At 73.7% G+C, this 23,571-nt stretch carries 20 protein-coding genes and 1 pseudogene; 16 read left to right on the top strand and 5 right to left on the bottom strand.

The genetic code is table 11. The annotated features are described in order from the left end of the window. Together F9B16_RS50900 and F9B16_RS50895 are read left to right on the top strand one after the other, a co-directional pair. Window positions 1-798, top strand: coding sequence for a VOC family protein (locus F9B16_RS50900; protein ID WP_192808817.1), 798 nt, complete (start codon window positions 1-3; stop codon window positions 796-798). Between the two features lie 77 nt (window positions 799-875). Then, a complete protein-coding gene (locus tag F9B16_RS50895; protein WP_192808816.1) occupies window positions 876-1,955 on the top strand; it encodes an FUSC family protein in 1,080 nt (359 codons plus the stop codon). Window positions 1,956-1,973: 18 nt separating this feature from the next. Here F9B16_RS50895 and F9B16_RS16025 read toward each other — a convergent pair whose 3' ends face one another. After that, on the bottom strand, window positions 1,974-3,278 hold the full coding sequence (locus F9B16_RS16025) for a phosphodiester glycosidase family protein (protein WP_225991667.1): 1,305 nt from the start codon (window positions 3,276-3,278) through the stop codon (window positions 1,974-1,976). A gap of 192 nt (window positions 3,279-3,470) precedes the next feature. Between F9B16_RS16025 and F9B16_RS16020 the strand changes: the two genes are divergently transcribed. From F9B16_RS16020 to F9B16_RS16010, 3 genes are all read left to right on the top strand, one after another. Beyond that, the gene (locus F9B16_RS16020; protein ID WP_151540869.1) at window positions 3,471-4,295 is read left to right on the top strand and encodes an SCO6745 family protein; all 825 of its coding nucleotides are present in this window, start codon (window positions 3,471-3,473) and stop codon (window positions 4,293-4,295) included. 126 nt (window positions 4,296-4,421) lie between these two features. Beyond that, window positions 4,422-6,452: an elongation factor G gene (fusA, locus tag F9B16_RS16015; protein WP_151540868.1), complete on the top strand. Its 2,031-nt coding sequence runs from the start codon at window positions 4,422-4,424 to the stop codon at window positions 6,450-6,452. Between the two features lie 230 nt (window positions 6,453-6,682). Continuing rightward, window positions 6,683-8,452: a hydroxysqualene dehydroxylase gene (locus F9B16_RS16010; protein WP_151540867.1), complete on the top strand. Its 1,770-nt coding sequence runs from the start codon at window positions 6,683-6,685 to the stop codon at window positions 8,450-8,452. A 9-nt stretch (window positions 8,453-8,461) separates the two neighbouring features. Here the strand turns inward: F9B16_RS16010 and F9B16_RS16005 are convergent, their stop codons facing one another. Continuing rightward, the gene (locus F9B16_RS16005; RefSeq protein WP_225991666.1) at window positions 8,462-9,790 is read right to left on the bottom strand and encodes a PucR family transcriptional regulator; all 1,329 of its coding nucleotides are present in this window, start codon (window positions 9,788-9,790) and stop codon (window positions 8,462-8,464) included. Between the two features lie 100 nt (window positions 9,791-9,890). Between F9B16_RS16005 and F9B16_RS16000 the strand changes: the two genes are divergently transcribed. The 7 genes and pseudogenes from F9B16_RS16000 (at window position 9,891) to F9B16_RS15975 (ending at window position 16,635) form a co-directional block, all read left to right on the top strand. Then, the gene (locus F9B16_RS16000) at window positions 9,891-10,742 is read left to right on the top strand and encodes an SGNH/GDSL hydrolase family protein (RefSeq protein WP_151540866.1); all 852 of its coding nucleotides are present in this window, start codon (window positions 9,891-9,893) and stop codon (window positions 10,740-10,742) included. A 176-nt stretch (window positions 10,743-10,918) separates the two neighbouring features. Then, window positions 10,919-11,722: a maleylpyruvate isomerase family mycothiol-dependent enzyme gene (locus tag F9B16_RS15995; RefSeq protein WP_151540865.1), complete on the top strand. Its 804-nt coding sequence runs from the start codon at window positions 10,919-10,921 to the stop codon at window positions 11,720-11,722. A gap of 116 nt (window positions 11,723-11,838) precedes the next feature. Next, window positions 11,839-12,927 carry a hypothetical protein gene (locus tag F9B16_RS15990; protein ID WP_151540864.1) on the top strand — a complete coding sequence of 363 codons (1,089 nt, stop codon included), beginning with the start codon at window positions 11,839-11,841 and terminating at the stop codon, window positions 12,925-12,927. A 45-nt stretch (window positions 12,928-12,972) separates the two neighbouring features. Further along, window positions 12,973-13,083 (top strand): annotated as a pseudogene (locus F9B16_RS52675) (acyl-CoA dehydrogenase family protein); the annotation flags it as partial. Between the two features lie 10 nt (window positions 13,084-13,093). After that, window positions 13,094-14,575 carry a class I adenylate-forming enzyme family protein gene (locus tag F9B16_RS15985; RefSeq protein WP_192808815.1) on the top strand — a complete coding sequence of 494 codons (1,482 nt, stop codon included), beginning with the start codon at window positions 13,094-13,096 and terminating at the stop codon, window positions 14,573-14,575. A 27-nt stretch (window positions 14,576-14,602) separates the two neighbouring features. Continuing rightward, complete coding sequence (locus F9B16_RS15980; protein WP_151540862.1) at window positions 14,603-15,583, top strand: DUF7064 domain-containing protein; 981 nt, start codon at window positions 14,603-14,605, stop codon at window positions 15,581-15,583. Beyond that, entirely contained in the window at window positions 15,580-16,635 is a 1,056-nt protein-coding gene (locus F9B16_RS15975; protein WP_151540861.1) for a phosphotransferase, read from the top strand. Before F9B16_RS15980 ends, F9B16_RS15975 begins: the two co-directional genes overlap by 4 nt. A gap of 47 nt (window positions 16,636-16,682) precedes the next feature. Here the strand turns inward: F9B16_RS15975 and F9B16_RS15970 are convergent, their stop codons facing one another. Beyond that, a complete protein-coding gene (locus F9B16_RS15970; protein ID WP_151540860.1) occupies window positions 16,683-17,177 on the bottom strand; it encodes a nuclear transport factor 2 family protein in 495 nt (164 codons plus the stop codon). Then, the gene (locus F9B16_RS15965) at window positions 17,174-18,049 is read right to left on the bottom strand and encodes an LLM class F420-dependent oxidoreductase (RefSeq protein WP_151540859.1); all 876 of its coding nucleotides are present in this window, start codon (window positions 18,047-18,049) and stop codon (window positions 17,174-17,176) included. Before F9B16_RS15965 ends, F9B16_RS15970 begins: the two co-directional genes overlap by 4 nt. 177 nt (window positions 18,050-18,226) lie before the next feature. On the opposite strand from F9B16_RS15965, the gene F9B16_RS15960 reads away from it, so the two are divergent. After that, complete coding sequence (locus F9B16_RS15960) at window positions 18,227-19,120, top strand: IclR family transcriptional regulator (RefSeq protein WP_151540858.1); 894 nt, start codon at window positions 18,227-18,229, stop codon at window positions 19,118-19,120. A gap of 19 nt (window positions 19,121-19,139) precedes the next feature. Here the strand turns inward: F9B16_RS15960 and F9B16_RS15955 are convergent, their stop codons facing one another. Next, window positions 19,140-19,739, bottom strand: a complete 600-nt coding sequence (locus F9B16_RS15955; protein ID WP_151540857.1) for a flavin reductase family protein — start codon at window positions 19,737-19,739, stop codon at window positions 19,140-19,142. A gap of 236 nt (window positions 19,740-19,975) precedes the next feature. Here F9B16_RS15955 and F9B16_RS15950 point away from each other — a divergent pair, with 236 nt between their 5' ends. The 3 genes from F9B16_RS15950 to F9B16_RS15940 are packed head-to-tail and all read left to right on the top strand — an operon-like array spanning window position 19,976 to window position 23,570. Further along, the gene (locus F9B16_RS15950) at window positions 19,976-20,845 is read left to right on the top strand and encodes an alpha/beta fold hydrolase (RefSeq protein WP_151540856.1); all 870 of its coding nucleotides are present in this window, start codon (window positions 19,976-19,978) and stop codon (window positions 20,843-20,845) included. Further along, window positions 20,842-22,539: an FAD-binding protein gene (locus tag F9B16_RS15945; RefSeq protein WP_151540855.1), complete on the top strand. Its 1,698-nt coding sequence runs from the start codon at window positions 20,842-20,844 to the stop codon at window positions 22,537-22,539. Before F9B16_RS15950 ends, F9B16_RS15945 begins: the two co-directional genes overlap by 4 nt. Further along, entirely contained in the window at window positions 22,536-23,570 is a 1,035-nt protein-coding gene (locus F9B16_RS15940; protein ID WP_151540854.1) for a ferredoxin--NADP reductase, read from the top strand. The genes F9B16_RS15945 and F9B16_RS15940 overlap by 4 nt, the downstream gene beginning before the upstream one ends. Window position 23,571 lies beyond the last annotated feature (1 nt).

Genomic DNA, 23,571 nt, shown 5'->3' with positions numbered 1-23,571 from the left:
ATGCCCGAGGCGACGCGACCCGCACCCGGCTGGCCGGGCTGGATCGACCTGGCCAGCCCGCACCCCGAGACCGCGCGGACGTTCTACACCGAGCTGTTCGGCTGGTACTCCTACACGCTGAGCGTCCCCGGCTACGGCGACTACACGATGTTCACGCTCGACGACGTGCAGGGCCCGGAGGTCGCCGGGATGCAGTCGCTCGCCGACGACGCGCAGCCGCCGTCGTGGACCTGCTACTTCAAGGTGGTGGACCTGCAGACGACGGTCGACGCGGTGAAGGCGGGCGGCGGGCGGGAGCTGATCCCGCCGACGGACTACGCCGGCATCGGCTCGATGGCGCTGTGCATGGACCCGGAGGGCGCGGACTTCGGCATCGCGACGCCGGGCAACGCGATCGAGTTCGGCATCGTCAACCGGCCGCTCACGATGTGCTGGGCGGAGCTCGCGTCCCGCGACGTCGAGCGGGCGCGGCGCTTCTACGGCGGGGTGTTCGGCTGGCAGGCGGTGGACCGCGACTACTTCGGCTCGGTCTACACGAACTGGAAGCTGGACGACTGGTCGGTCGGCGGCATGGTCTCCATGGACGACGCGTGGCCGCCGCACTACCCGCCGCACTGGATCCCGTACTTCTGGGTGGACGACTGCGACGTCACCGCCGCCCGGGCCGCCGAGCTCGGCGCGACGGTCCGCATCCCGCCCGCCGACGTCCAGCCGGGCCGCTACTCGATGATGACCGACCCGACCGGCGCCCGCCTCGCCGTCATCACCCCGAGGATCGCCACCGGCCCCGGCATGTGACCGCGCCCGGCCACGCCCCGATACGGGCGGTTCGAGGGACGATCTTCGGGAATCGGACAGCGGTGCGGATCAGCGGGTTGCGGGGGTATGTGCTGTCCTGGGCGGGGCGGCGGTACTGGCGGGAGCGGCTGAAGCTCACCGCGAAGGCGGTCGTCGCGGGCGTCGTCGCGTGGGCGGTGGCGAAGTACGCCGTCGGGCACTCCGAACCGTACTTCGCGCCGCTGGCGGCGCTGCTCGGCGTGTACCCGTCGGTCGTCCGGTCCGTCCGGGAGAGCCTCGCGTACGGCGCCGGGTTCGTCCTCGGCGCCGCGCTCGCGATACCGGTCGGCCTCTGGATCGGGCCGAACGTCCTCGGGATCGCCGTCGTGCTGTTCCTCTCCATGATGGCGTCCGGGTGGCGGCGGCTCGGCGGGCAGTCGTCGCAGGTCCCGTTCACCGCGCTGTTCGCGCTGCTGCTCGGCGGCCACGACGCCGTCGGGTACACGCTGCCGCGGCTGGCGGACGTCGCGGTCGGCCTGGTGGTCGGGCTGGCCGTGAACGCGCTGGTGTTCCCGCCGCTCTACCTGCGCCGCGCCGAGTACGCGGTGGAGCGGCTGCGGGACGTCCTCGCCGAGGCGATGGACGCGCTCGCCGCCGCCATCACCGACCCCGCCGAGCGGCCGCGCTGGGACGAGGCGGACGAGCGGCTGCGGACCGTCCGGGAGCAGGCGCGGCACGCCTACGAGCAGGGCCGCGACAGCATGCGCGCCAACCCGCGCGCGAAGCTGCGCGGCTACCCGCTGCGCTGGCGGGACGAGCCGGAGCGCTGGCCCGCGACCCGGCTGATGAACACGCTCGAGAACGCGACGGCGTACGTCCGGTCGATCGCCGGCACCCACGCGGAGGCGATGGACGCCGACGCCGCGGAGCTGCGGTTCTCCGCGGCGTTCCGGCGCGACCACGCGCGGATGATCGGGATGCTCGCCGGGCTCGTCCGGCGGCTGCCCGAGGCGCCCGGCGAGGAGGAGCTCGCGGACGCCGAGCGCCTGCAGCGGCGGCTGGAGCGCCCGCACCACGGGCCGGGCACGGACGCGCCGGGCCTGTGGGACCCGCAGAAGGAGGTCCTCCGGCTCAGCCGCCTCATGCTGGACGACCTGTGCCCGACCCCGCCCCGCTGACCTCTCCCCGCCCGCGGGTCAGGAGAACACGCCGATGCCGTTCGCGACCGCGCGCTCGCGGCCGTCGGACGGGACGTTGCGGACGGTCGCCGACGCCTCGCCGGGCCCGCGCGCCACGAACGCGGACGACCCGCCGCCGTCGAGGTTCACCCCGGCGGACGCGCCCGCCCGCGCGAGCAGCGACGCCAGCTCGGCGACGGTGACGCCGCCGCTGGTCTCCGACCGGCCGTCCACCACGGCGAGGTACAGGTGGCGGCCGTCGCGGCTCACGCCGGCGGCGGTGCGCGGCGCGGGCCCGGCCGCGTCCAGGCCGTCCAGCGGGCGGCCGCCGCGCAGGATCGGGAACCCGCCCACCGCGAACCGGAACCGCACCTTCCCGGTGAGCCGGTAGCCGATCTTCACCCGGTCGCCCGTGCGCAGCTTCCGCAGCGCGGCGGCGCCCCCGTCGCGGCCGACGAGCACCGTCGTGCCCTTGGGGATCGCACCGGCGCCGACCGTGTCCGACACGTTCGTGACGACGCCGCGCCGCACCGCCACCTCGGCGGTGTCGGTGCTGCACGGGTCGTTGCGGGCGTCGTCCGTCCCGCAGACCGCGCGCTGCCGCGACACCGTGCCCCACTCGCTCGTGAACGCGCCGACGCCGTCGACGGGCAGCGCGTACTGGTTGAGGCCGCGCAGCTTCAGCGTGCCGAGCCGGGCCCGGACCGTCCCGGCCAGCCGCAGGCTCGCCACGTGCCCGCGCCGGTCGGCGCCGACGCCGATCACGTCGCGCGCGGACGTCCCGGGCGGCAGCGCGGGCCCGAACCGCTGGCCGTCCGGCACGGCGGCCTTCAGCGCCCGGCCGCCGTCCACCTCCGGGCCGGACGGCGCGCCGGTCGGCGGCACGCCCGCGTGGGTCTCGCTGATGTTGAAGAAGTCGCCGTTGACGCCGGCGATCGCGTGCTGGGCGTTCGCCATGTCCGACACCGTGGCGCGCTGGGCGACCACGCCGGGGTACAGCAGGCCGACCCGGACGTGCGGGGCGCGCAGGTCGACGTCCAGCAGGTCGCCGACCGCCTTGCCGCCGATCCCGGACGTCTCGAACGTCCGCGCGACGACCCCGGGCGACAGCGGCAGCGCCGAGGTGTAGCGCAGCTCCCCGACCGCCGCCGCGCGCGGCATCGCGCGGGCGGCGGGCCGCTCGCCGGATCCGGCGCCGTCGGTGCCCGGGGGCGCCGGGGCGGCGACCGCCGGTACCGCCGTGAGGGCCGTGCCCAGGACCGCCGTGCTCAGGACCGCCGTGCTCATGACCGCCGCGACGGCGGCCGTCCGCGTCTTCACCACCGGTGACACCCTTCTCTGCGGGGACAGCCTGTTGATCATGGCGTGGCGAGGGTGAACCGGTGGTGCCGGCGGTGCGAACTTTCGTCAATGATCTTCCTGGTCGGGGGGTGGGCCGGGGGAAGCGGGGGATTGACGGCCGCCGGAAACTAGAATTACGTTCGAATTCCTACTGGTCGGTACGGAGGACGGACGATGCGGGCAGCGCGCGAGGCTTGGCGCCGGCTGGAACCGGTGCACGGCATGATCTACTTCGTGCCGGAGGGACCCGAGCGCTACGCCGCGCTCGGCCTGGACGGCGCGGCCGGCTACTTCGCCTCCCGGTCCGCCGCGTTCGGCCGGGCGTCCGCCGAGGTCGTCATCGCGACCTTCTACAACTTCCACCCCGATCTCGTCCGCGCCGCCCTGCCCGCCGCCTGGGACAAGGCGTCCCCCGAGCAGGTGCTCGCCGCCCGCCTCGACGCGGCCGGCGCCGCCCTGCGCCGCGCCGGCATCGACCGCGTCGACGGCGTCGAGGAGGCCCTCGGCCTCGCCACCCGCGCCGCCGAGGCCGCCCGCGACCACCTGCACGGCCGCCCCCTGTTCGCCGCGCACGCCGCCCTGCCCTGGCCGGACGAGCCGATCGACCGGCTCTGGCACGCCCAGACCCTGCTCCGCGAGTTCCGCGGCGACACGCACGTGGCCGCCCTGACGGACGCGGGCGTCGCGCCGGTCGAAGCCCTCGTCCTGCACGCCGCCACCGGCACCGTCCCGACGCCGTTCCTCAAGGCCACCCGCGCGTGGCCGGCCGACGAGTGGGCCGCGGCCGAGGACGCGCTGCGCGCCCGCGGCCTCCTCGACGGCGACGAGCTGTCCGCCGAGGGGAAGGCGTTCCGGCAGCGGATCGAGGACCGCACCGACGAGCTCGCGCTGCCCGCCTACACCGCCCTCGGCGAGGCCGGCTGCGAGCGACTCGCCGAGCTGGCCCGCCCGATCGGCCGCGCCGTCGTCTCCGCGGGCCTGCTGAATCCCGCCCGCTGATCGCTCCCGGGCCCGGAAAGCGCCGGAAAACCCTTGGCGCCGATTCCGGGCCCGCGGTTATCGTCGCGTGGCCGCGGAACATTTCCGCGGCGCTGCCGGCGAGAGCCAGAAAAGGAGTGATTCCCGATGACCGCGACCTTCCTTGACCTGACGACCGTTCGCAACATCGGGATCATGGCGCACATCGACGCCGGCAAGACCACCACCGCCGAGCGGATCCTCTACTTCACCGGCGTCTCGCACCGCATCGGCGAAGTGCACGACGGCAATACCGCCCTCGATTGGACGGACCAGGAACGCGAGCGCGGAATCACCATCACCTCCGCCGCGACGACGTGCCATTGGCGCGGCCACACGATCAACCTGATCGACACCCCGGGCCACGTCGACTTCACCATCGAGGTCGAACGCTGCCTGCGCGTCCTCGACGGCGCCGTCGCCGTGTTCGACGGCGTCGCCGGCGTCGAACCGCAGTCGGAGACCGTGTGGCGGCAGGCCGACCGGTACGGCGTCCCGCGCGTCTGCTTCGTCAACAAGCTCGACCGGCCGGGCGCCGACCTGCACCGCTGCGTCGACATGATCGCCGACCGGCTGGGCGCGGTCCCGCTCGTCCTGCAGCTGCCGATCGGCGCCGAGGCCGGCTTCACCGGCGTCGTCGACCTGGTCGAGGAGCGCGCGCTCGTCTGGCCGGACGGCGGCGAACCGGACGTCCTGCACGTCCCGCCCGGCCTCGCGGCGGACGCGCGGCGGTGGCGGGCCCGGCTCGTCGAGACGCTCGCCGAGCACGACGACACGATCATGGAGCTGTACGTGGCCGGCGCGGAACCGCCGGCCGAGCGGCTGCACGAGGCGATCCGCCGGCTCACCGTCGCGTCCATCGCGACGCCGGTGCTGTGCGGCAGCGCGTACCGGAACAAGGGCGTCCAGCCGCTGCTGGACGCGATCGCGCGGTACCTGCCCTCGCCGCTGGACGTCGCGGGCGGCCCGCGCGCCGCGTCCGACGCCGCGCCGCTGTCCGCGCTCGCGTTCAAGATCATGACCGACCGGCACCTCGGCCGGCTCACCTTCGTCCGGATCTACTCCGGCCGCCTGGAGACCGGCACGCAGGTGCTGAACAGCGTCGTCGGCGGAAGGGAGCGGATCGGCAAGATCTACCGCGTCCACGCGAACAGCCGCGAGGAGATCGCGTCGGCGGGCGCGGGCGACATCGTCGCGGTCATGGGCCTCAAGCGGACCACGACCGGCGAGACGCTCTGCGACCCCGCGCACCCGGTCGTGCTGGAGTCCATGGACTTTCCGTCCCCGGTCATCGAGGTCGCCATCGAGCCCCGCTCGAACGGCGACCAGGAGCGGCTCGGCGCCGCCCTCCGGCGGCTCGCCGAGGAGGACCCGTCCTTCCAGGTGCACGCCGACGCCGAGACCGGCCAGACCGTCATCGGCGGGATGGGGGAGCTCCACCTGGAGATCCTCGTCGACCGGCTCCGCGACGACCACGGCGTCGACGAGCGGGTCGGCCGTCCCCGCGTCGCCTACCGGGAGACCATTCGCCGGGCCGCCTCGAAGGTCGAGGTGACCTACAAGAAGCAGAACGGCGGAAAGGGGCAGTTCGCGAAAGTCCAGCTCTCCATCGAGCCGATCGAGGGGCATTATGAGTTCGTCAACCAGGTGACCGGCGGGCACGTCCCGCGGCATTTCGTGCCGTCCGTGGACGACGGATGCCAGGACGCCATGCGCACCGGCCCGCTCGCCGGCTTCCCGATGACGGGCGTGCGCGTCACCCTGCTCGACGGCGACCACCACACGATCGACTCGTCCGAGCTCGCCTTCGCGATCGCCGGTTCGCTGGCCTTCAAGGAGGCGGTCCGCCGCGCGTCGCCCGCGCTGCTCGAACCGGTGATGGCCGTCGAGGTCACCACGCCCGCCGAGCACATGGGCGCGGTCATCGGCGACCTCAACGCGCGCCGCGGCCGCGTCGAGGGCACCCGCCCGCGCGGCGGCGCCGAGGTCGTCCGCGCCCTCGTCCCGCTCGCGGAGATGTTCGGCTACGTCGGCCACCTGCGCGGCGCCACCTCGGGCCGCGCGGTCCACTCGATGCAGTTCGACTCGTACGCCGAGGTCCCGCCCGCCGTGGCCGCCAAGGTGGTGGCGGCCGCCTGACCCGACCGGCCGCACGGGCCCCGCCCGTGCGGCCGGTCCCTCAGCGCGGCCGGACGCGGCGGCGGCGCGTGGCCGGTGTTGGCGTGTGGCCGGTGTTGGCGTGCTTTCAGTTGCTATTGGCGGCGCGTTAATAGCGTGTTACAAGTAACTCAACACTTATGCAGCGCCCGGTCGGGGGCGCGGGGCGCCCTGCGGGCTCCGGGAGAGCCGGAGCGCCAGAGGAGGTCACCATGGGTGAGACCACGCGCAGGCGGTTCCTGCGCGACGCCGGACTGGTGGGCGCCGCCACGGCGGGCGTCATGGCGATGGGACCGGCGCCGGCGCGGGCCGCCGGCGGGAAACGGGTCGCGGTCCTCGGCGGCGGCGTCGCCGGGCTCAGCGCGGCCCACGAACTGGCCGACCGCGGCTTCCAGGTCGACGTCTACGAACGCACGGCCCTCGGCGGGAAGGCGCGCAGCATCTTCCCGCCCGGCACCGGCACGGGCGGGCGCCTCGACCTCCCGGGCGAGCACGGGTTCCGGTTCTTCCCCGGCTTCTACTTCAACCTCACCGACAACATGCGCCGGACGCCGTTCCCCGGCAACAAGAACGGATGCTGGGACAACCTCGTCCGCGCCGACGCGTACATGATGGCGCGGCAGGGACGGCCCGACCTGACCATTCCGTTCCCGTTCCCGCTGCCGCCGAACTCCAGCATCTACGACAAGGCCAGCTTCCTGGCGACGATCCAGTCCGGGCTGCAGACGGTCGCGAAACTGTCGCTCACGGAGGCGGCGTTCGCCGCGCAGAAACTGCTCGTCTACGTCACGAGCTGCGACGCGCGCAAGCTCGGGCAGTGGGAGAACATCACGTGGTCGGACTACATCCGCGCCGACCGGTTCTCCGACGAGTACAACAAGTTCATCGCCGACGGGACGATCCGCAACCTGGCCGCGACCAAGTCCAAGGACGCCAGCACCCACTCGATCGCCAAGGTCGGCGAGGCGACGGTGTGGAGCATCCTCGACCTCGGCAACGAGCCCGGCGGGACCGTCGACCGGGTCCTGGACGGGTCGACGTCGGAGATGTGGCTCGACCCATGGATCGCGCACCTGAAGAGCCTCGGCGTCACCTTCCACGTCGGCTACAACGTCGACTCGCTGCAGATCTCCGGCGGCGCCATCACCGGCGCCGGGGTCACCGCGAACGGGAGCTCCAGCACGGTCACGGCCGACTACTACATCGTCTCCATGCCGTGCGAGCGGGCCGTGAACCTGCTCAGCACCGACATCCTCAAGGCGGACCCGTCGCTCGCCGGAATCAAGGGCCTGCGCACCGACTGGATGACCGGCCTGCAATTCTTCCTCAAGAAGAAACTGCCGCTGGCGCCCGGCCACGTCAACTACGGCGACTCCGCGTGGGCGGTCACGTCCATCAGCCAGGAGCAGTTCTGGAAGCGGGACTTCTCCACCTACGGCGACGGCACCGTGCAGGACTGCCTGTCGTCCATCATCTCCGATTGGTTCACCCCCGGCACGTTCAACAAGAAGAAGGCGAGCGAGTGCACGCCCGCCGAGATCGCCGCGGAGACGTGGGCCGAGATCAAGGCCCACCTCAACGACACCGGCACCGTCCTCACCGACGACATGCTGCACTCGTGGTTCCTCGACCCGGCGATCGTGCGCAGCGGCAGCGGCGTCACCAACGACACGCCGCTGTTCATCCAGCAGCCCGGCTCGTGGAAGCTGCGCCCCGACGCCAAGACGAAGATCCCGAACCTGTTCCTCGCCGGCGACTGGGTGAAGACGCCGATCAACGTGACGACGATGGAGGGCGCCAACCAGGGCGGCCGGCAGGCGGTGAACGCGCTGCTGGACGCGGCCGGGTCGACCGCGTCGCGCTGCTCGGTGCACCAGCTCTACGAGTCGCCGCTGTGGACGCTCTTCAAGGCCAACGACAAGGCCCGCTACGCGCTCGGCCTCCCGCACGAGTTCGACATCCTCGACCCGCGCTGGCCCTAGCGGCCAGTCCTAGCCGAGTGACCGGCGCGCCACCAGCGCCGCGTTCAGCAGCTGCAGGTCGGCCGGGCGGGCCGGGTCGAGGCCGGTCAGCTCGCAGATCCGGCGGACGCGGTAGGCGACCGTGTTCGGGTGGACGTGCAGGGCCGCCGCGGTGGCGCGCCGGTCCAGGCCGTCCGCCAGGTAGCGGCGCAGCGTGTGCAGCAGCTCGGGCTTGCGGTCGAGCGGCTCGAGCAGCCCGGCGAGCAGGGGCAGCGCGCCGCTCGGCCGGCTGAGCTGGTAGTCGAGCAGGACGTCGGCGAGCCGGTACAGGCCGGGCGGGCGGCCCGTCTCGCGGACGAGGTCGATGATCTCGGCGGTCTGCGTGACGGCGGCGGGGATCCCGGACGGCCCGGTGATCTCCGCCGCCGCGGTGACGCGGGTGTCGGCGGCCTTCCCGGCCTGCGCGACGAGGTCGTCCACCAGGTCCCAGGACGGCGGCGCGGCGAACGGCAGCAGCGCCGTGCCGCCGGCCGCGTCGAGCGCGGTGAGCGCGGGCTCCCCGGCGAACCGGTCCAGCACCGTCCGGACGCGGCGGATCTTGCGGCGGGCGGCGACCCGGGCGCGCTGGCCGGTGCCGCGCTCGTCGGGCGTCCGGGTGAACGCGAGCGTCAGCACGGCGTACCGGGCGGCGGGCCGCAGCCCGGTCCGGCCGGCGATGCTCTCCAGCGGCTCCCCGGCGAGCAGCGCGGTCATCAGCGCGTGCCGCCCGCCCTGCTCCTGGCTGTCGAGGACCTGCCGGACCTCCAGGTAGGAGCCGCTGACGGCGGTGGTCAGCCGCGCCTGGAAGTCGACGAAGTAGCCGAGCGCCTCCTGCAGGTCGGGCAGGTCGGACGGCAGGGCGCCGGCGGCGAGCTCGTCCCAGGCCATCGCCGCGCCGATCCGGTAGGCGGTGAGGATCGCCTCCAGCGGCACGCCCTCCTCGGCGCGCAGAGCGGCCGAGTCGCGCTGCCGCCCGAACTCGCCGGGATCGGCGGGGCGGCGGCGGTCCAGCACGTCCGCGAACTGGCGGAGGCTGTGCTGGACGATCCCGGCGATGTCCCCGGCGATCTCCTCCTGCGGCAGCTCGGCGTAGGCGGGCAGCTCGTCGAGCAGCCGTGCCAGGACGCGGCGGGTCAGCTCCGGCGCGCGCGCCCGCAGATGCGCGGCGAGCGGGCGCCCGCCCATGCACAGCGCCCGCCCGGCCCCGCCCGGAGGCGGCCCCGGCGCGCCCGACAGCGGCTCCGGCATGCCCGAAGGCGGTCCCGGCGCGCCCGACGGCGGCCCGGCCGTGCTCAGCGGCCCCTTGTTGTCCTCCGGCACAACGGCTCCCGGGAAACTCTGCGCGCGCACCAATTGAACGGTGTGTCAAAAGTCTGGACGATCACGGCGACATCGTCCATGACGGCCAGGGAGAGAACTGATGAAGCGTCTGTTCGGCGGCGTTGTCGGCTCGATCGTGGCGGCGGCCGCGGCCCTGGCGGTCGCCGGGCCCGCGCACGCGGCGGCGGGACGGTACGTCGCGCTCGGCGACTCGATGGCGTCCGGCCCGCTCATCCCCGACATCACCGGCAACGTCGGCTGCGGCCGGTCCACCCGCAACTACGCGCACGACCTCGCCTCCGCGATGGGCCTGAACCTGGCGGACGTGACGTGCAGCGGCGCGTCCACCAAGCACATGACGCAGTCGCAGAGCACCAGCGTCGCGGGCGTCGACACCGGGACCGTCCCGCCGCAGTTCGACGCGCTGACCGCGGACACCTCCCTGGTCACGCTGACGATCGGCGGCAACGACGTCGGCCTCGTCGGCGTCGCGCAGAACTGCGCCACCCTCGACCCGACGGCGACGCCCTGCAAGGGGACGTACGAGGCGCAGGTCGCGCAGCGCACGGCGGAGTTCGAGCCGAAGCTGTCGGCGGTGCTCGACGGTATCCGGCAGCGGTCCCCGAACGCCCGGATCGTCGTCACCGGCTACGGCCTCTACATCAAGCCGAACGGCTGCTGGCCGGTGCAGCCCGTGCTGCCGACCGACGCCAACTTCCTTCAGGGCGCCGTGAACAGCATGAACGCGGTCATCAAGCGGCAGGCCGAGGCGCACGGCGACACCTACATCGACCTCGTCACGCCGAGCGCCGGGCACGACTCGTGCCAGTCGGCGTCCCAGCGCTGGCTGGAGGGCTACGTCCCGGTACACGCGGCCGCGCCGCTGCACCCGAACGCGTCCGGCGAGGCCGCGTACGCCACCGTCATCCGCAACACGATCGACGCGTCCTGAGACCAGCACGCACCGCAGACCAGCAGAGCCCGTAGACCAGCAGGCGCCGTGTTCGGCGACACGGCGCCGCCTCCCTGCCCGGGCGCCGCCTCTCCTCCAAGGGGCGGCGCCCGGGCGCGTCCGGGGCGTCTCGGTACATTGAGGGCGCCTCTTCCCCCTCGCCGAAGGACGCCGGGATGAACGACGAGATGCGCGGGAACGTCGCCGCGTTCGAGCAGACGGTCCGCTCCTCGCTCGCGCTGGCCGCGACGCTCGGGGCGGCCGAGTGGGACCGCCCGACCGACTGCCCGGGCTGGACGGTCAAGGACCAGTTCTCCCACCTGGTCTCGGTGGAGGCGGCGCTGCTCGGCGACCCGGCCCCCGAGGTCGAGGTCCCCGAGTTCGGCCACGTCCGCAACGACTTCGGGCGGTACCTGGAGGCCGGCGTGCACGCGCGGCGGTCCGTTCCCGGGCCGCAGGTCGCGGCCGAGCTGGCGGACGTGCTGGAGCGCCGCCTCGCCCAGCTGCCGGGCCAGGACCCGGACGAGCCGACGACCCTCCCGAACGGGAAGCAGGGCACGTACGCGCTGTTCATGGGGTTCCGCGCGATGGACTGCTGGACGCACGAGCAGGACGTGCGGCGCGCGGTGGGCCGTCCCGGCAACCTCGACGCGCCCGCGGCGGGCTGCTTCTGGGACATCCTCGCCCAGGGGCTGCCGCTCGTGGTCGCGCGCAAGGCGGGGGCGGAGCCGGGGCAGTCGGTGCTGTTCCGGATCGGCGGGCCGGTGGAGCACCGGGTGGCCGTGATGGTGGACGGCGAGGGGCGCGGCGCGTTCGCGGGCGAGGTGCCGGACGCGGCGACGGCCGAGCTGGACATGGACTGGGAGTGCTACGTGCGGCTCACCGCCGGGCGGTGCGGGCCGGACGCGGTGAAGGTGCGGGTCAAGGGGGACGCGGAGCTGGCCGGCCGGGTGCTGGACGGCATGGCGCTGACCCCGTGAGGCGAGCTACCGGCGGGTAGCCGGTTCCGGCCACGGGCGGCCCGGACGGCTTTACAGCCCGATCATGCCAGTGAATGCTGGCACGATCGAGTCCCCGCCTGGGAGCAGACCGCCCCGTGAGAACCCTGCCCGCCCGCCGGACCGCGTCGCTCGCCCTCGCCGCCGCCCTTGCGGGCGCCGGCATGACCGGCCTGACCGGCGCCGCGCGAGCCGACGCCCCGCCCGGCGCCTGGACCGCCACCGAGATCACCGGACTGGCCGCCCCGGCGCTCTACGGGGTCACGGCGCCCGACCTCGGGCACGCCTGGGCCGTCGGCACGCAGTCGTCCTCGTCCGCCCCGCTGATCCTGAGCTACCGGCACGGCGCCTGGACGCCGCAGACCGCACCCGCCGGAACCGCGCCCGAGCTGGTGGACGTCGCGTCCGGCGGGCCGTCCAACGTGTGGGCCGTCGGGCAGGGCGGCGGCGACGCCACGGCGAAGGCACTGCACTGGAACGGCCGCGCGTGGAAGGCCGTCGCCTACCCGCGCCCGCTGCCGATGGCGGTCTCGGTCGACTCCCGGGGCAGGGCCTGGTCGATCGGTTCCAACACTGACGGCAGCGGTGCCGCCGTGTTCCGCCGCACCGGCGGCGCCTGGACGGACAAGGGGCTCGCGCTCGCGAGCGGAACCCTGCTGGACGCCCTCGCCGCGCGCACACCGAAGGACGTCTGGGCCGGCGGCGCGACCTCGTCCGGCGACGGCCTGTGGCACTACGACGGGACGAGCTGGACGCAGATGGACATCCCCGGCGACTGGCCGCACTGGGTGCTGCAGGTCGCCGCGCTGTCGCCGGACGACGTCTGGTTCTACACGCTCCCGCAGGACCCGCTGTTCTCCGGCCCGACCCTCGTCCACTGGGACGGGACCGCGTTCACCGTGACGAAGACGCCGTCGCCGTCCGCGACGGTGCGCACCTACGCGCAGGACGTCGGGTTCCTCGGCGACATCGCGCCCGACGGGCGGGGCGGCGTGTGGCTGCAGGACAGCCGCACCGCCTACTACCGGCACTTCGACGGCACGTCCTGGACGAGCGTGCCGCGTCCCGTCAACGACCTGGGCGGCTGGCCGCAGGTCTACGACCTCGCGCAGGTCGGCCGCACCGCGTCGGTGCGGGGCGTCGGGCCCGGCGCCGGGGACCGGCTGCTGATCGACCGGTTCCGCTGATCCGGCGCTCCGGCCCCGCCGCCCGGACGGCGGGGCCGGGACGCCCGCGTCCACGGCGGGATCGGGTTCACGTTCGAGCACCCCGCGCACCTGTACTACCGCCGGGCCAAGGCGGACCATGTGCTTCTCGGCACCCCCGACCGCGCCCGAGCCTAGGGAGGGCACCGTGCCCAGCATCGACGACCGCGTGCGGGAGTTCGCGCGGACGCAACCGGACCGGGTCGCCGTCATCGGCACCGCCACCTCGATCACCTGGGGCGAGCTGGACGCCGCCGCCGACCGCGCCGCCGCGTTCCTCGCGGGGCGCGGCGTCGGGCCCGGCGACCGCGTCGGCTGGCTCGGCCGCAACGACGTCGCCTACCCGGTCCTGCTGCTCGGCGCGTGGCGGCGCCGCGCGGTGCTCGCCGGGCTGAACTGGCGGCTGGACCCGTCCGAGCTGCGGCCCGTGCTGGACTCCGTCGAGCCCGCCCTGCTCGTCGCCGACGCGAGGAGCGCCGGCCTCGCCGAGCCGGACCACGTCGTCCCGGACGGCGATCCGCCCTGGTCGGACGGGCCGATCGACCCGGACGCGATCCTCGTCCCCGAGCCCGGCGACGCCGCTCTGCTGTTCTTCACGTCCGGGTCGACCGGCGCCCCGAAGGGCGTGCTCCTCGACCGGGGACCGAACGACGCCTGCTACACGATGCCGATGCCGTTCGCGATGGCGCCGTCGTCGACGGCGCTGATCGTCCCGCCGGTGTTCCACGTCGCCGGGTCGTGCTGGGTGCAGATGGCGCTGGCGTCCGGCACGACCCAGCTGTTCCTGGCGGACGCGGCGCCCGCGTCGATCGTCCGCGCGCTGCGCTACCACCGGGTGACGCACGCGCTGATGGTGCCGACGCTGATCAAGACCGTGCTGGACGAGCTGTCCCGCACCGGCGCCGCCCTCCCGGACCTGCGGCACATCGCCTACGGCAGCATGCCGATCCCGCGCCCGCTGCTGGAGGCGGCGGTGAAGGTGCTCGCGGGCGTCGGGTTCACGCAGGCGTACGGGCTGACCGAGGCGGGCGGGCTCTGCGCGCACCTGGAGCCGTCCGACCACGTCCTGGACGACCCGGACGGCCGGCTCGGCGCCACCGGACGGCCCATCCCCGGCGTCCGGTTCACGGTGGTCCGTCCCGGCACCGGCGAGGAGTGCGCGCCGGGCGAGCAGGGCGAGGTCGTGATCGCGTCCGACTTCATGATGCGCGGCTACTGGCGCGACCCGGCCCGCACCGGCGAGGTCCTCGACGCGGCGGGCCGGCTGCGCAGCGGCGACCTCGGCCACCTCGACGCGGACGGCTACCTGCACATCGCGGGCCGCGCCGACGACATGATCATCACCGGCGGGGAGAACGTGCACCCGGCCGAGACCGAGCGGACGATCATGGCGCTGCCGGGCGTGGTGGAGACCGCCGTGTTCGGCGTGCCGGACGAGCACTGGGGGCAGCGGGTCTGCGCCGCCGTCGTCACCGACGCGGGCCTCACCCCGGCCGAGGTGATCGGGTTCTGCCGGTCCCGGATGGCGCACTACAAGTGCCCGTCCGAAGTGATCGTCGTGCCCTCGCTTCCGCGGACCCCGACTGGGAAGATCTCCAGGAGCCGCCTGCGCGGCCTCGCCGCCCCCTGACCCCCGACCACCCCCGGAGGTTCGCCCATGGCGAAGATCATCGAGCACGGCACCTGGCAGCTGCGGCCCGAGGACGAGGGGCTGCACGAGCCCGGACCCGAGGTGCTGTGGAACGAGTCCTACTACTTCGACTTCGCCGCCCCGGACGGGTCCGTCGCCGGGTACGTGCGGCTCGGCCTGTACCCGAACTGGGACCGCGCCTGGTACTGGGCGTGCGTCACCGGGAAGGACCGCCCGCTCGTCCTGATCGCCGACAACGACGCGCCGCTCCCGAAGCCGGGCACGACCGACGTGCACACCGGCACCTATGACGCGACGCAGACCATCGCCGAGCCGTTCGGGCCGGTGAAGATCGGGCTGGACGGCCAGGCCGCGATCCTGACCGACCCGACCGCCGCGTACGGTGACACGTCCGGCGCCGAGACGACGCGCCTCACGTTCGACCTGCGATGGGACACGGTCAGCGGCGTCTACCCCTACAAGGACATCCCGCGCTACGAGATCCCGTGCACGGTGTCCGGCACCGTCACGGTCGGGGACGAGACCATCGCCGTCGACGCGCCCGGCGAGCGCGACCACAGCTGGGGCGAGCGCGACTGGTGGAAGACGTCGTGGCTCTGGTCGTCCGGGCGGCTCGGCGACGGCACGTTCTTCCACTGCATGCAGGCCAACATCGGGTTCGCGATCCCGTGGCCGTCGTTCGCGGTGCCGCCGGGCGGCGAGATCGAGCACCGCGACGGCTTCTCCGCCGAGACCCGCTTCGGCGGCGACGACCTGCCCGCGTCGTCGCACCTGCGGGTACCGGGCGTCCCGATGACCGCGACGCCGCTGGCGTTCGCGCCCGTCGCCGTCGTCTCGCCGGACGGGCGCACCGCGCACTTCCCGCGCGCGCTCTGCCGCTTCGACGCCGAGGACGGCCGCACCGGCCACGGCTGGACGGAATGGCACCAGCCGCCCGGCTGGCAGGACCACGGCTGGTCCTACCTCGCCGAAGGCGGCGCCGAGTGACCGGGCCGGTCGCGGGCGGCGCCGGCCTGACCGCGTCCTGGCTGACCGAGGCCCTCGCGCGCGACCTGGACGGCGCGGCGGTCACCGCCGTCGGCGCGGAGCCGGTCGGCACCGGCCAGGTCTCCGACAGCCTGCGCCTGCGCCTCACCTACGACGGCCCGGTCGGGCTGCCCGCGACGATGATCGCGAAGGTTCCGGCGGCGGACGAGGCGAGCCGCGCGGCGGCCCGCGCGATCCGCACCTACGAGGTGGAGGCGAGCTTCTACGCGGGCATCGCGGGCGGCCTCGACGCCAGCGTGCCCGCCTGCTACTTCTCCGCCTACGAGGCCGAGAAGGACGACTACGTCGTCCTGCTGCAGGACCTCGCCCCCGCGCAGGCGGGCGACCAGCTCGCGGGCGTCTCACCGGGCGAGGCCGCCGCCGCGGTCGACGAGATGGCCGCGCTGCACGCCGCCGGATGGAACGATCCGGACCTCGCCGCACTGCCCTGGCTCAACCGGCACAGCGCGGAGGCCGCCGAGTTCACCACCGCGATGGTGACCGGCCTGTACGAGGGATTCAAGGAGCGGTACGCGGAACGGCTGGAACCCGAGGTCATCGGCCTGATCGAGGAGTTCCTGCCGTCGATGGGCGGCTACCTCGCCGCGCGGGACGGCGCGTCCACCCTCATGCACGGCGACTTCCGCGCCGACAACCTGCTGTTCGGCGGGCCGCGCCCGGTCGTCCTGGACTGGCAGACCTGCGCGTACGGGCCGGGCGCCGCCGACCTCGCGTACTTCCTCGGCTCCAGCCTGCCCGTGGAGGCGCGGCGCGAGCACGAGCGCGCGCTCGTCCGCCGCTACCACGCCGCCCTCACCGGCCGCGGTGTCGAGCTGGCCTGGGACGACTGCTGGGACGGCTACCGCCGGCACGCCTTCCAGGGCATCGTCATGGCGATCGGCGCGTCGATGCTGGTCGAGCGCACCGACCGGGGCGACGAGATGTTCTGCACGATGACCACGCGGCACGCGCACCACGCGCTCGACCTCGACGCCGCGTCGCTGCTGCCCTGACGGCCCGCCGTGGCGCCGCGTCCGGGGGGCGCCACGACGGGCCCGGGTCAGGCGCGCTCGGCGCCCGGGAAGTGGGAGGCGAGCAGGTCGGGGGACTCGGGACGGCCGTCGAGCACCCGGTTCGTCCGGTTGGTGACGCTCCAGCCGGCGGGCGTGCGGTGCAGCGTCCAGTGGTTGGCGGTGGCGCGGCGCAGCGTGAACCCGCCGTCCCTGTTCACGATCATCAGCGTGTAGCCGACGGCGGTGGCCTCGTCGCCGGACACGGTGACGTGCGGCGGGCCGACGAAGTGCGCGCAGCCGCCCGCGATCCACCGCTGGTGGTTCGCCGACCGGACCATCGCGTCGATCGCGGGACGGCCGTCCATCATCAGCTCGTCCACGTCGTACACGCCGTCCTCGTCCCACAGGGCGGCGACGGCCCCGGCGCAGCCGCTGTCGACCAGCGGCCCGTAGGACAGGATCAGCCGGGTGATCTCCCGCTCGTCCTCCAGCGCGCGGAGGCGGTCCTCCAGGGCGGCGAGCCGGGTCTCGACGTCGGTCACAGCGTGTCTCCAAAGGTCAGGCCGTACGTAGGGGCGAGGTCGCGGAGCGCGGCGAGCTGCTCGCAGTAGTGCGCGGCCGACTCCGCCGTGATGCGGACGCCGGCGACGGTCGCACCCGCCTCCCGCAGCCGGACGAGCGCCTTGCCCGCGACCTCGGCGTCGCCGATCGGGTCCAGCGGGCGGGACGGGCCGAGCACCACGTCGAAGCCGTCCGGGACGTCGGCCTCGGCGAGCATCCCGGCGAGCTGCGCCAAGGGCAGCCCGAACGGCACCCACCCGTCGGCGGCGAGCGCGCGGCGCAGGGAGCGGGCCGTGCGACCGCCGATCCAGAACGGGACGTGCTCCTGGATGGCGTGCGGCTCGACGACCATGCCGGAGAAGTCGTAGTGCTCGCCGTGGTACTCCGGCACCCGCTTCGCCAGGGACGCCCGCAGGGCGGCGATGGCGTCGTCCGCGCGCGCGCCGCGTCCGGCGAACGGGGCGCCGAGCAGGTCGAACTCCTCTCCCAGGCTCCCGACGCCGAGGCCGAGCGTGAGCCGGCCCCCGCTGATCCGGTCGAGCGTCCCGTACCGCTTGGCGATCGCGAGCGGGTGGTGGTAGCCGAGGACGAGCACCTGCGTGGCGAGCCGGATCCGGGCGGTGCGGGCGGCGAGGTAGCCGAACGTGGCGAGCGGGTCCCAGTACACGCCGCCGCGCTGCTCGGCCGCCTCGACCGGGACCGCGACGTGCTCGCTGCAGGTCAGGTGGTGGTAGCCGAGCCGGTCGGCGGTCTCGGCGATCCGCCCGATCTCCTCGATGCCGGCGTCCCGCTCCCAGCCGGCGTGCCCGAGCGGCGGCTGGGCCACCACCGGCGTGACGATGCCGACATGCATCGCGTCCCCTCTCGACAGAAAAACGTTCTACTCGTGGCCCCGCCGTCGTCCGAGCTCCGGGCCGATCCCCGCTGCTCCTGCGTGACCTGGCCTGACGCTACCCCTTCCGGTCCGCGCCAGGACTTGCTAGATTCCACTCAACAAGAATTCATTTCAGTCGTGTTCCCGGGAGGTGCGATGACCGAGACCATGGCCGCGCCCGTGCGGCGCGATGCGCCGCCGTCGATGATCGAGCGGATGACGCTGATCCTCGACGCCTTCAACGGGCCGTCGGCCCGGCTCACGCTGGAGGACGTGGCCCGCCGCACCGGGCTGCCGCGCTCCACCGCGCACCGGATCCTCGACCAGCTCGTCCGGCAGCGGTGGCTCGCCCACCACTCCTTCGGCTACGGCCTCGGCCAGCGCGCGCTCGGCCTCGGCGGCCAGGACGGCGGGCACGGCAAGATCCGCGAGGCCGCCGCGCCGTACCTGCACGAGCTGCAGGTCACCACCGGCCTCGTCGCGCACCTCGCGGTGCTGGACGGCGCCGAGGTCTTCTACCTGGACAAGCTCGGCGGGCGGCTCGCCGCCTCCGTGCCGTCCCGGGTCGGCGGCCGCGCCCCCGCGCACTCCACCGCGCTCGGCAAGGCGATGCTCGCCTGGCTGGAGCCCGAGCAGGTCGACGCGCTGCTCGGCACCGGCATCACCCGGCTGACCAGCCGCACCATCGGCGAGCTCGGCACCCTGCACCAGGAGCTGCACCGCGTCCGGCAGCGCCGCGGCCTGGCGTTCGAGCGCGGCGAGTCGTTCCCCGGCATCGCCTGCGTGGCCGCCGCGATCCGCGGCGCCGAGGGCCCCGTCGCCGGGATCTCCCTGGTCGGCGACATCCACACGCCGCTGGAGAACGTCGCGCCGCTCGTCGTCACCGCCGCCCGCGAGACCGCGCAGGTGCTGTTCCCCGGCTCCGCGGCGGCCGGACGCGGCGGCCGGACCCGCCGCGCGCACGCCGACCGCCCCGTCCCGGAGCACACCTGGTCCGCCGCCACCATGAACCGGCTGCTCGCCGTCGACGGCCGCGGCGACTGGATGTGACCCGCGGATCCGGGTGAGCTCAGCCCCAGCCCCAGCGGTCGCCCTCGCCCCACGGGTCCGGGGCGAACGGCACCTCCGGCGGGTGCACGCCGAACCGGCTGCGGAAGAACAGCATCGGGCGCCGCCACACCCCGCCCGGCGCCTCGTGTACCCGGACCGACAGGACCCGGCCGATCACCACGTCGTGGTCGCCGGCCTCGTGTACGTCGTGGACGGCGGCGTGCACGTTCAGCAGGACGTCGCGGAGCTGGGGGGTGCCGTGCGGGGACAGGTCCCAGTCGAGCCCCTCGTACTTCAGGCCGCGGCTCGACCCGAAGCGCGCGCACAGGTCGGCCTGCTCCTCGCCGAGGACGTTCACGCAGAACCGTCCGGCGGAGCGGATCCGCGGCCACGACCGGCCGCGCCGGTCCGCGCAGAACAGGATCAGCGGCGGTTCGAGCGACACCGACGCGAACGACTGGCAGGCGAACCCGACGGGCTCGTCGCCGTCGAGCGCGGTCACCACGGTGACGCCGGTGGCGAACTCCGCCATCGCCCGCCGGAACTCCAGGGGGTCGGGGGAGTCCGCGGGCCCCGCGGGCCCGCCGGTCTCTGCGGTGAGCGCTGGCTCTGCTGGCATGAGGTCACCTCGCGGCTGTCGGGCGCTGTCGCCGGTCTCGATGCACCGGAAGGTAGGCACGCGCGGCGCCGCGCGCGCCCCCGGATCCCAATGAGTGGAAGCCCGCGCCGCTCACGCCGTCAAGCGGGGCTTCGCGGCGCCCCTCCGGCGAACGTCCCGCTGATCGGGAATGCACTGGACGGTCCCGACCAAACGCCCGTTAGGTTTCCGGCAAGCCACCCAGAAGGACTGAGAACATGCCCACGGAGCTGACCTACGAGTCGACCTTGCGCGAACTCGCCACGGACCAGGGCGTCCTGCGCTATCACGAGGCCGGCGACGGGCCGCCGCTGCTGATGCTGCACGGCTCGGGCCCCGGCGTGACGGGCTGGCGCAACTTCCGCGGCAACCTCGCGCGGTTCGCCGAGCACTTCCGCTGCCTGGTGCTGGAGTTCCCCGGCTTCGGCGTGAGCGACCCGACCGACGAGCACCCGATGGCCGCCGCGTCCGGCGCCGCGATCCGCTTCCTGGACGGGCTCGGCCTGGAGCAGGTCGACGTGATCGGCAACTCGATGGGCGGCATCGTCGGCACCCAGATGGCCCTCGCGCACCCCGAGCGGGTGCGGCGGCTGGTCACCATCGGCGGGATCGGCCGCAACATCTTCAGTCCCGGCCCCGGCGAGGGCATCAAGCTGCTGATGGAGTTCACCGACAACCCGACCCGCGAGGGCCTCGTCCGGTGGCTGCACTCGATGGTCTTCAACCCGGCGATCGTCACCGAGGAGCTGATCGAGGAGCGGTGGCAGCAGGCCACCGACCCCGACACCCTCGCCTCCGCGCGCCGCATGTACTCCACGGCCGCGATGACCGCGAACTTCAAGATGCAGGCGCGCTCGCCCGAGCCGCCCTACTGGGCGATGCTCCACCGGCTGAAGGCCGAGACCCTCATCACCTGGGGGCGTGACGACCGGGTCAGCCCCGTCGACATGATGCTCGTCCCGATGCGGACGATCCCGAACGTGCAGGTCAACATCTTCCCGAACTGCGGGCACTGGGTGATGATCGAGCAGAAGGCCGCCTGGGAGAGCGCGGTGCTCGCGTTCCTGACCCGTAAGGACGAGGCATGAGCGGCGGGGAGGCTTCCTGGGACGGCGAGTACGACCTCGTCATCGTCGGCAGCGGAGGCGGCGGCATGGCCGCCGCGCTCACCGCGCACGACGCCGGGCTGAAGCCGCTCATCATCGAGAAGGGCAAGAAGTTCGGCGGGTCCACCGCGCTGTCCGGCGGCGGCATCTGGATCCCGAACAACCCGACGCTCAAGGCGCGCGGCCACGACGACAGCCGCGAGTCGATCCGCCGCTACCTCGACCTGCTCACCGAGGGCAAGGTCCCCGCGGCCCGGCTCGACGCCTACGTCGACAACGGCCCCGCCGCGATGGAGCTCATCTGCCGCAGCAAGTGGATGAAGTTCTTCTGGACGAAGGGCTACGCCGACTACCACCCTGAGCTGGAGGGCGGGCGGCCGCTCGGCCGGTCCATCGAGGCCAAGCCGTTCGACACCCGCAAGCTCGGCGAGGACGAGCAGTACCAGCGGCCCAACAACATGAAGGGCCCGCTCGGGCTCTGGGTGACCGCGAAGGACTACCACGACCTCGCGATGGCCAAGCGGACGTGGGCCGGCCGCCGCGCGTCGCTGGTCGCGGCGTGGCGCGTGTCGTCCAACCTGGTCCGGCGCCGGCACATGGCGACCGGCGGTCGCGCGCTCGTCGCGCGGCTGCGGATGGCGCTGAAGGACGCCGGGATCCCGCTGTGGCTGAAGACCGCGATGACCGAGCTGGTCACCGACGGCGACGGCCGCGTGATCGGGATCGTCGCGCAGACCCGGGACGGCAAGACGCTGCGGATCCGCGGCACCAAGGGCGTGCTGCTGGCGACCGGCGGGTTCGACCACAACCAGGAGATGCGGGACAAGTACCTGCCCAAGGGCGGCCAGGAGGACTTCGCCATGGGCGCCCGCGAGAACACCGGCGACGGCATCCGGCTCGGTGAGGGCCTCGGCGCCGCGATCGACCTGATGGACGACGCGTGGTGGATGCCGGCCGTCCGGCACCCGCTCGGCGCGGTGATCCCGCTGGTGTCCGAGCGCGCCATCCCGCGGCAGGTCATCGTGAACGCGGAGGGCCGGCGGTTCACCAACGAGGCCGCCCCGTACGTCAACTTCGTCCACGACCAGCTGGAGGGCGGGCACGTCCCCGCCTTCTTCGTGATGGACGCCAAGGCCCGCGCCCGCTACCCGTTCGCGCAGATCCTGCCGGGCGCGCCGATCCCGAAGGCGTTCTACGACAAGGGCATCGCGTTCAAGGCGGACTCGCTGAAGGAGCTGGCGGAGAAGATCGGCGTCCCGGCGGACGCGCTGGAGGAGACCGTCCGCACGTTCAACGGCTACGCCCGCGAAGGCAAGGACCCCGACTTCGGCCGCGGCGACTCCGCCTACGACCACTACTACGGCGACCCGAACCTGAAGAACCCGAACCTCGACCCGCTGGAGACCGCGCCGTACTACGCGTTCCGGCTGGAGGTCGGCGACCTCGGCACCAAGGGCGGCCTCGTCTCCGACGAGCACGCCCGCGTCCTGCGCGAGGACGGCTCGGTGATCGACGGCCTGTACGTCACGGGGAACTCGTCGTCGTCGGTGATGGGCAACGAGTACGCCGGTCCCGGCGCGACGATCGGCCCGTCCATCGTGTTCGGCTACATCGCGGCCCGGCACGCCGCCGGTCTCGGCACGGCGGGCGGGGACAAGGCTTCGGGACGGGCATGACCGCATCGCTCAAGGCGCGCGTCGTCGAGGTCGTCCGGGAGACGCCCGACGCGAACTCGCTGGTCCTGGAACCCGCGGAGGGCGAGGAGGGCCGGTTCCACTACCGGCCCGGCCAGTTCCTCACGGTCCGGGTGCCCGCCGGGGACGGCTGGGTCGCGCGCTCGTACTCGCTGTGCAGCTCGCCGGTCTGCGACGAGCGGCTCAAGGTGACCGTGAAGCGGGTCGCCGAGGGGATCGGGTCCAACTGGATCTGCGACAACGTCGCCGCGGGCGACGTGCTGGAGGTGCTGCGGCCCGCCGGCGCGTTCACCCCGCACTCGCTGGACGAGGACCTGCTGCTCGTCGCGGGCGGCAGCGGCATCACCCCGGTGATGTCGATCCTGAAGTCGGTCCTCGCGGGCGGCACCGGCACCGTCACGCTGCTGTACGCCAACCGCGACGAACGCTCGGTGATCTTCGCGGGGGAGCTGCGCGAGCTCACCGAGAAGCACGGCGAGCGGCTCACGGTCGTGCACTGGCTGGAGTCGGTGCAGGGCCTGCCGACGCCCGCCGCGTTCCACTCGCTCGCCCGGCACTTCACCGGCCGCGAGGCGTTCGTGTGCGGCCCCGGCGTGTTCATGGACATGGCGGAGGCGGCGCTGACCGGCCTCGGCGTGCGGGTGAACGTCGAACGCTTCTTCTCGCTGACCGGCGACCCGTTCGAGGAGCCGGACGAGGAGCCGCCGACCGAGGCCGACGAGGCCGACGAGGCCGGCGTCGCCGAGATCGAGGTCGAGATCGACGGCGAGACGCAGACGGTGCCCTGGCCGAAGTCGCAGCTGCTGCTCGACGCGCTGCTGCGCGCGGGCGTCGACGCCCCGTTCTCCTGCCGGGAGGGCAACTGCTCCGCCTGCGCCTGCGTGGCCCTGGAAGGGGAGGTCGCGCTCGACGCCAACTCGGTCCTCGACGAGCAGGATCTCGCCGACGGCCTCATCCTCGCCTGCCAGGCGAGGCCGGTCAGCGACCGGCTCAGGATCAGCTACGACGGCTGAC

The sequence above is a fragment of the Actinomadura montaniterrae genome (genome assembly GCF_008923365.1).
In the GTDB taxonomy this organism is placed as follows: domain Bacteria; phylum Actinomycetota; class Actinomycetes; order Streptosporangiales; family Streptosporangiaceae; genus Spirillospora; species Spirillospora montaniterrae.
Note: the sequence above shows the minus strand (reverse complement) of the source record. Positions and strands in the feature narration are given on the sequence as shown.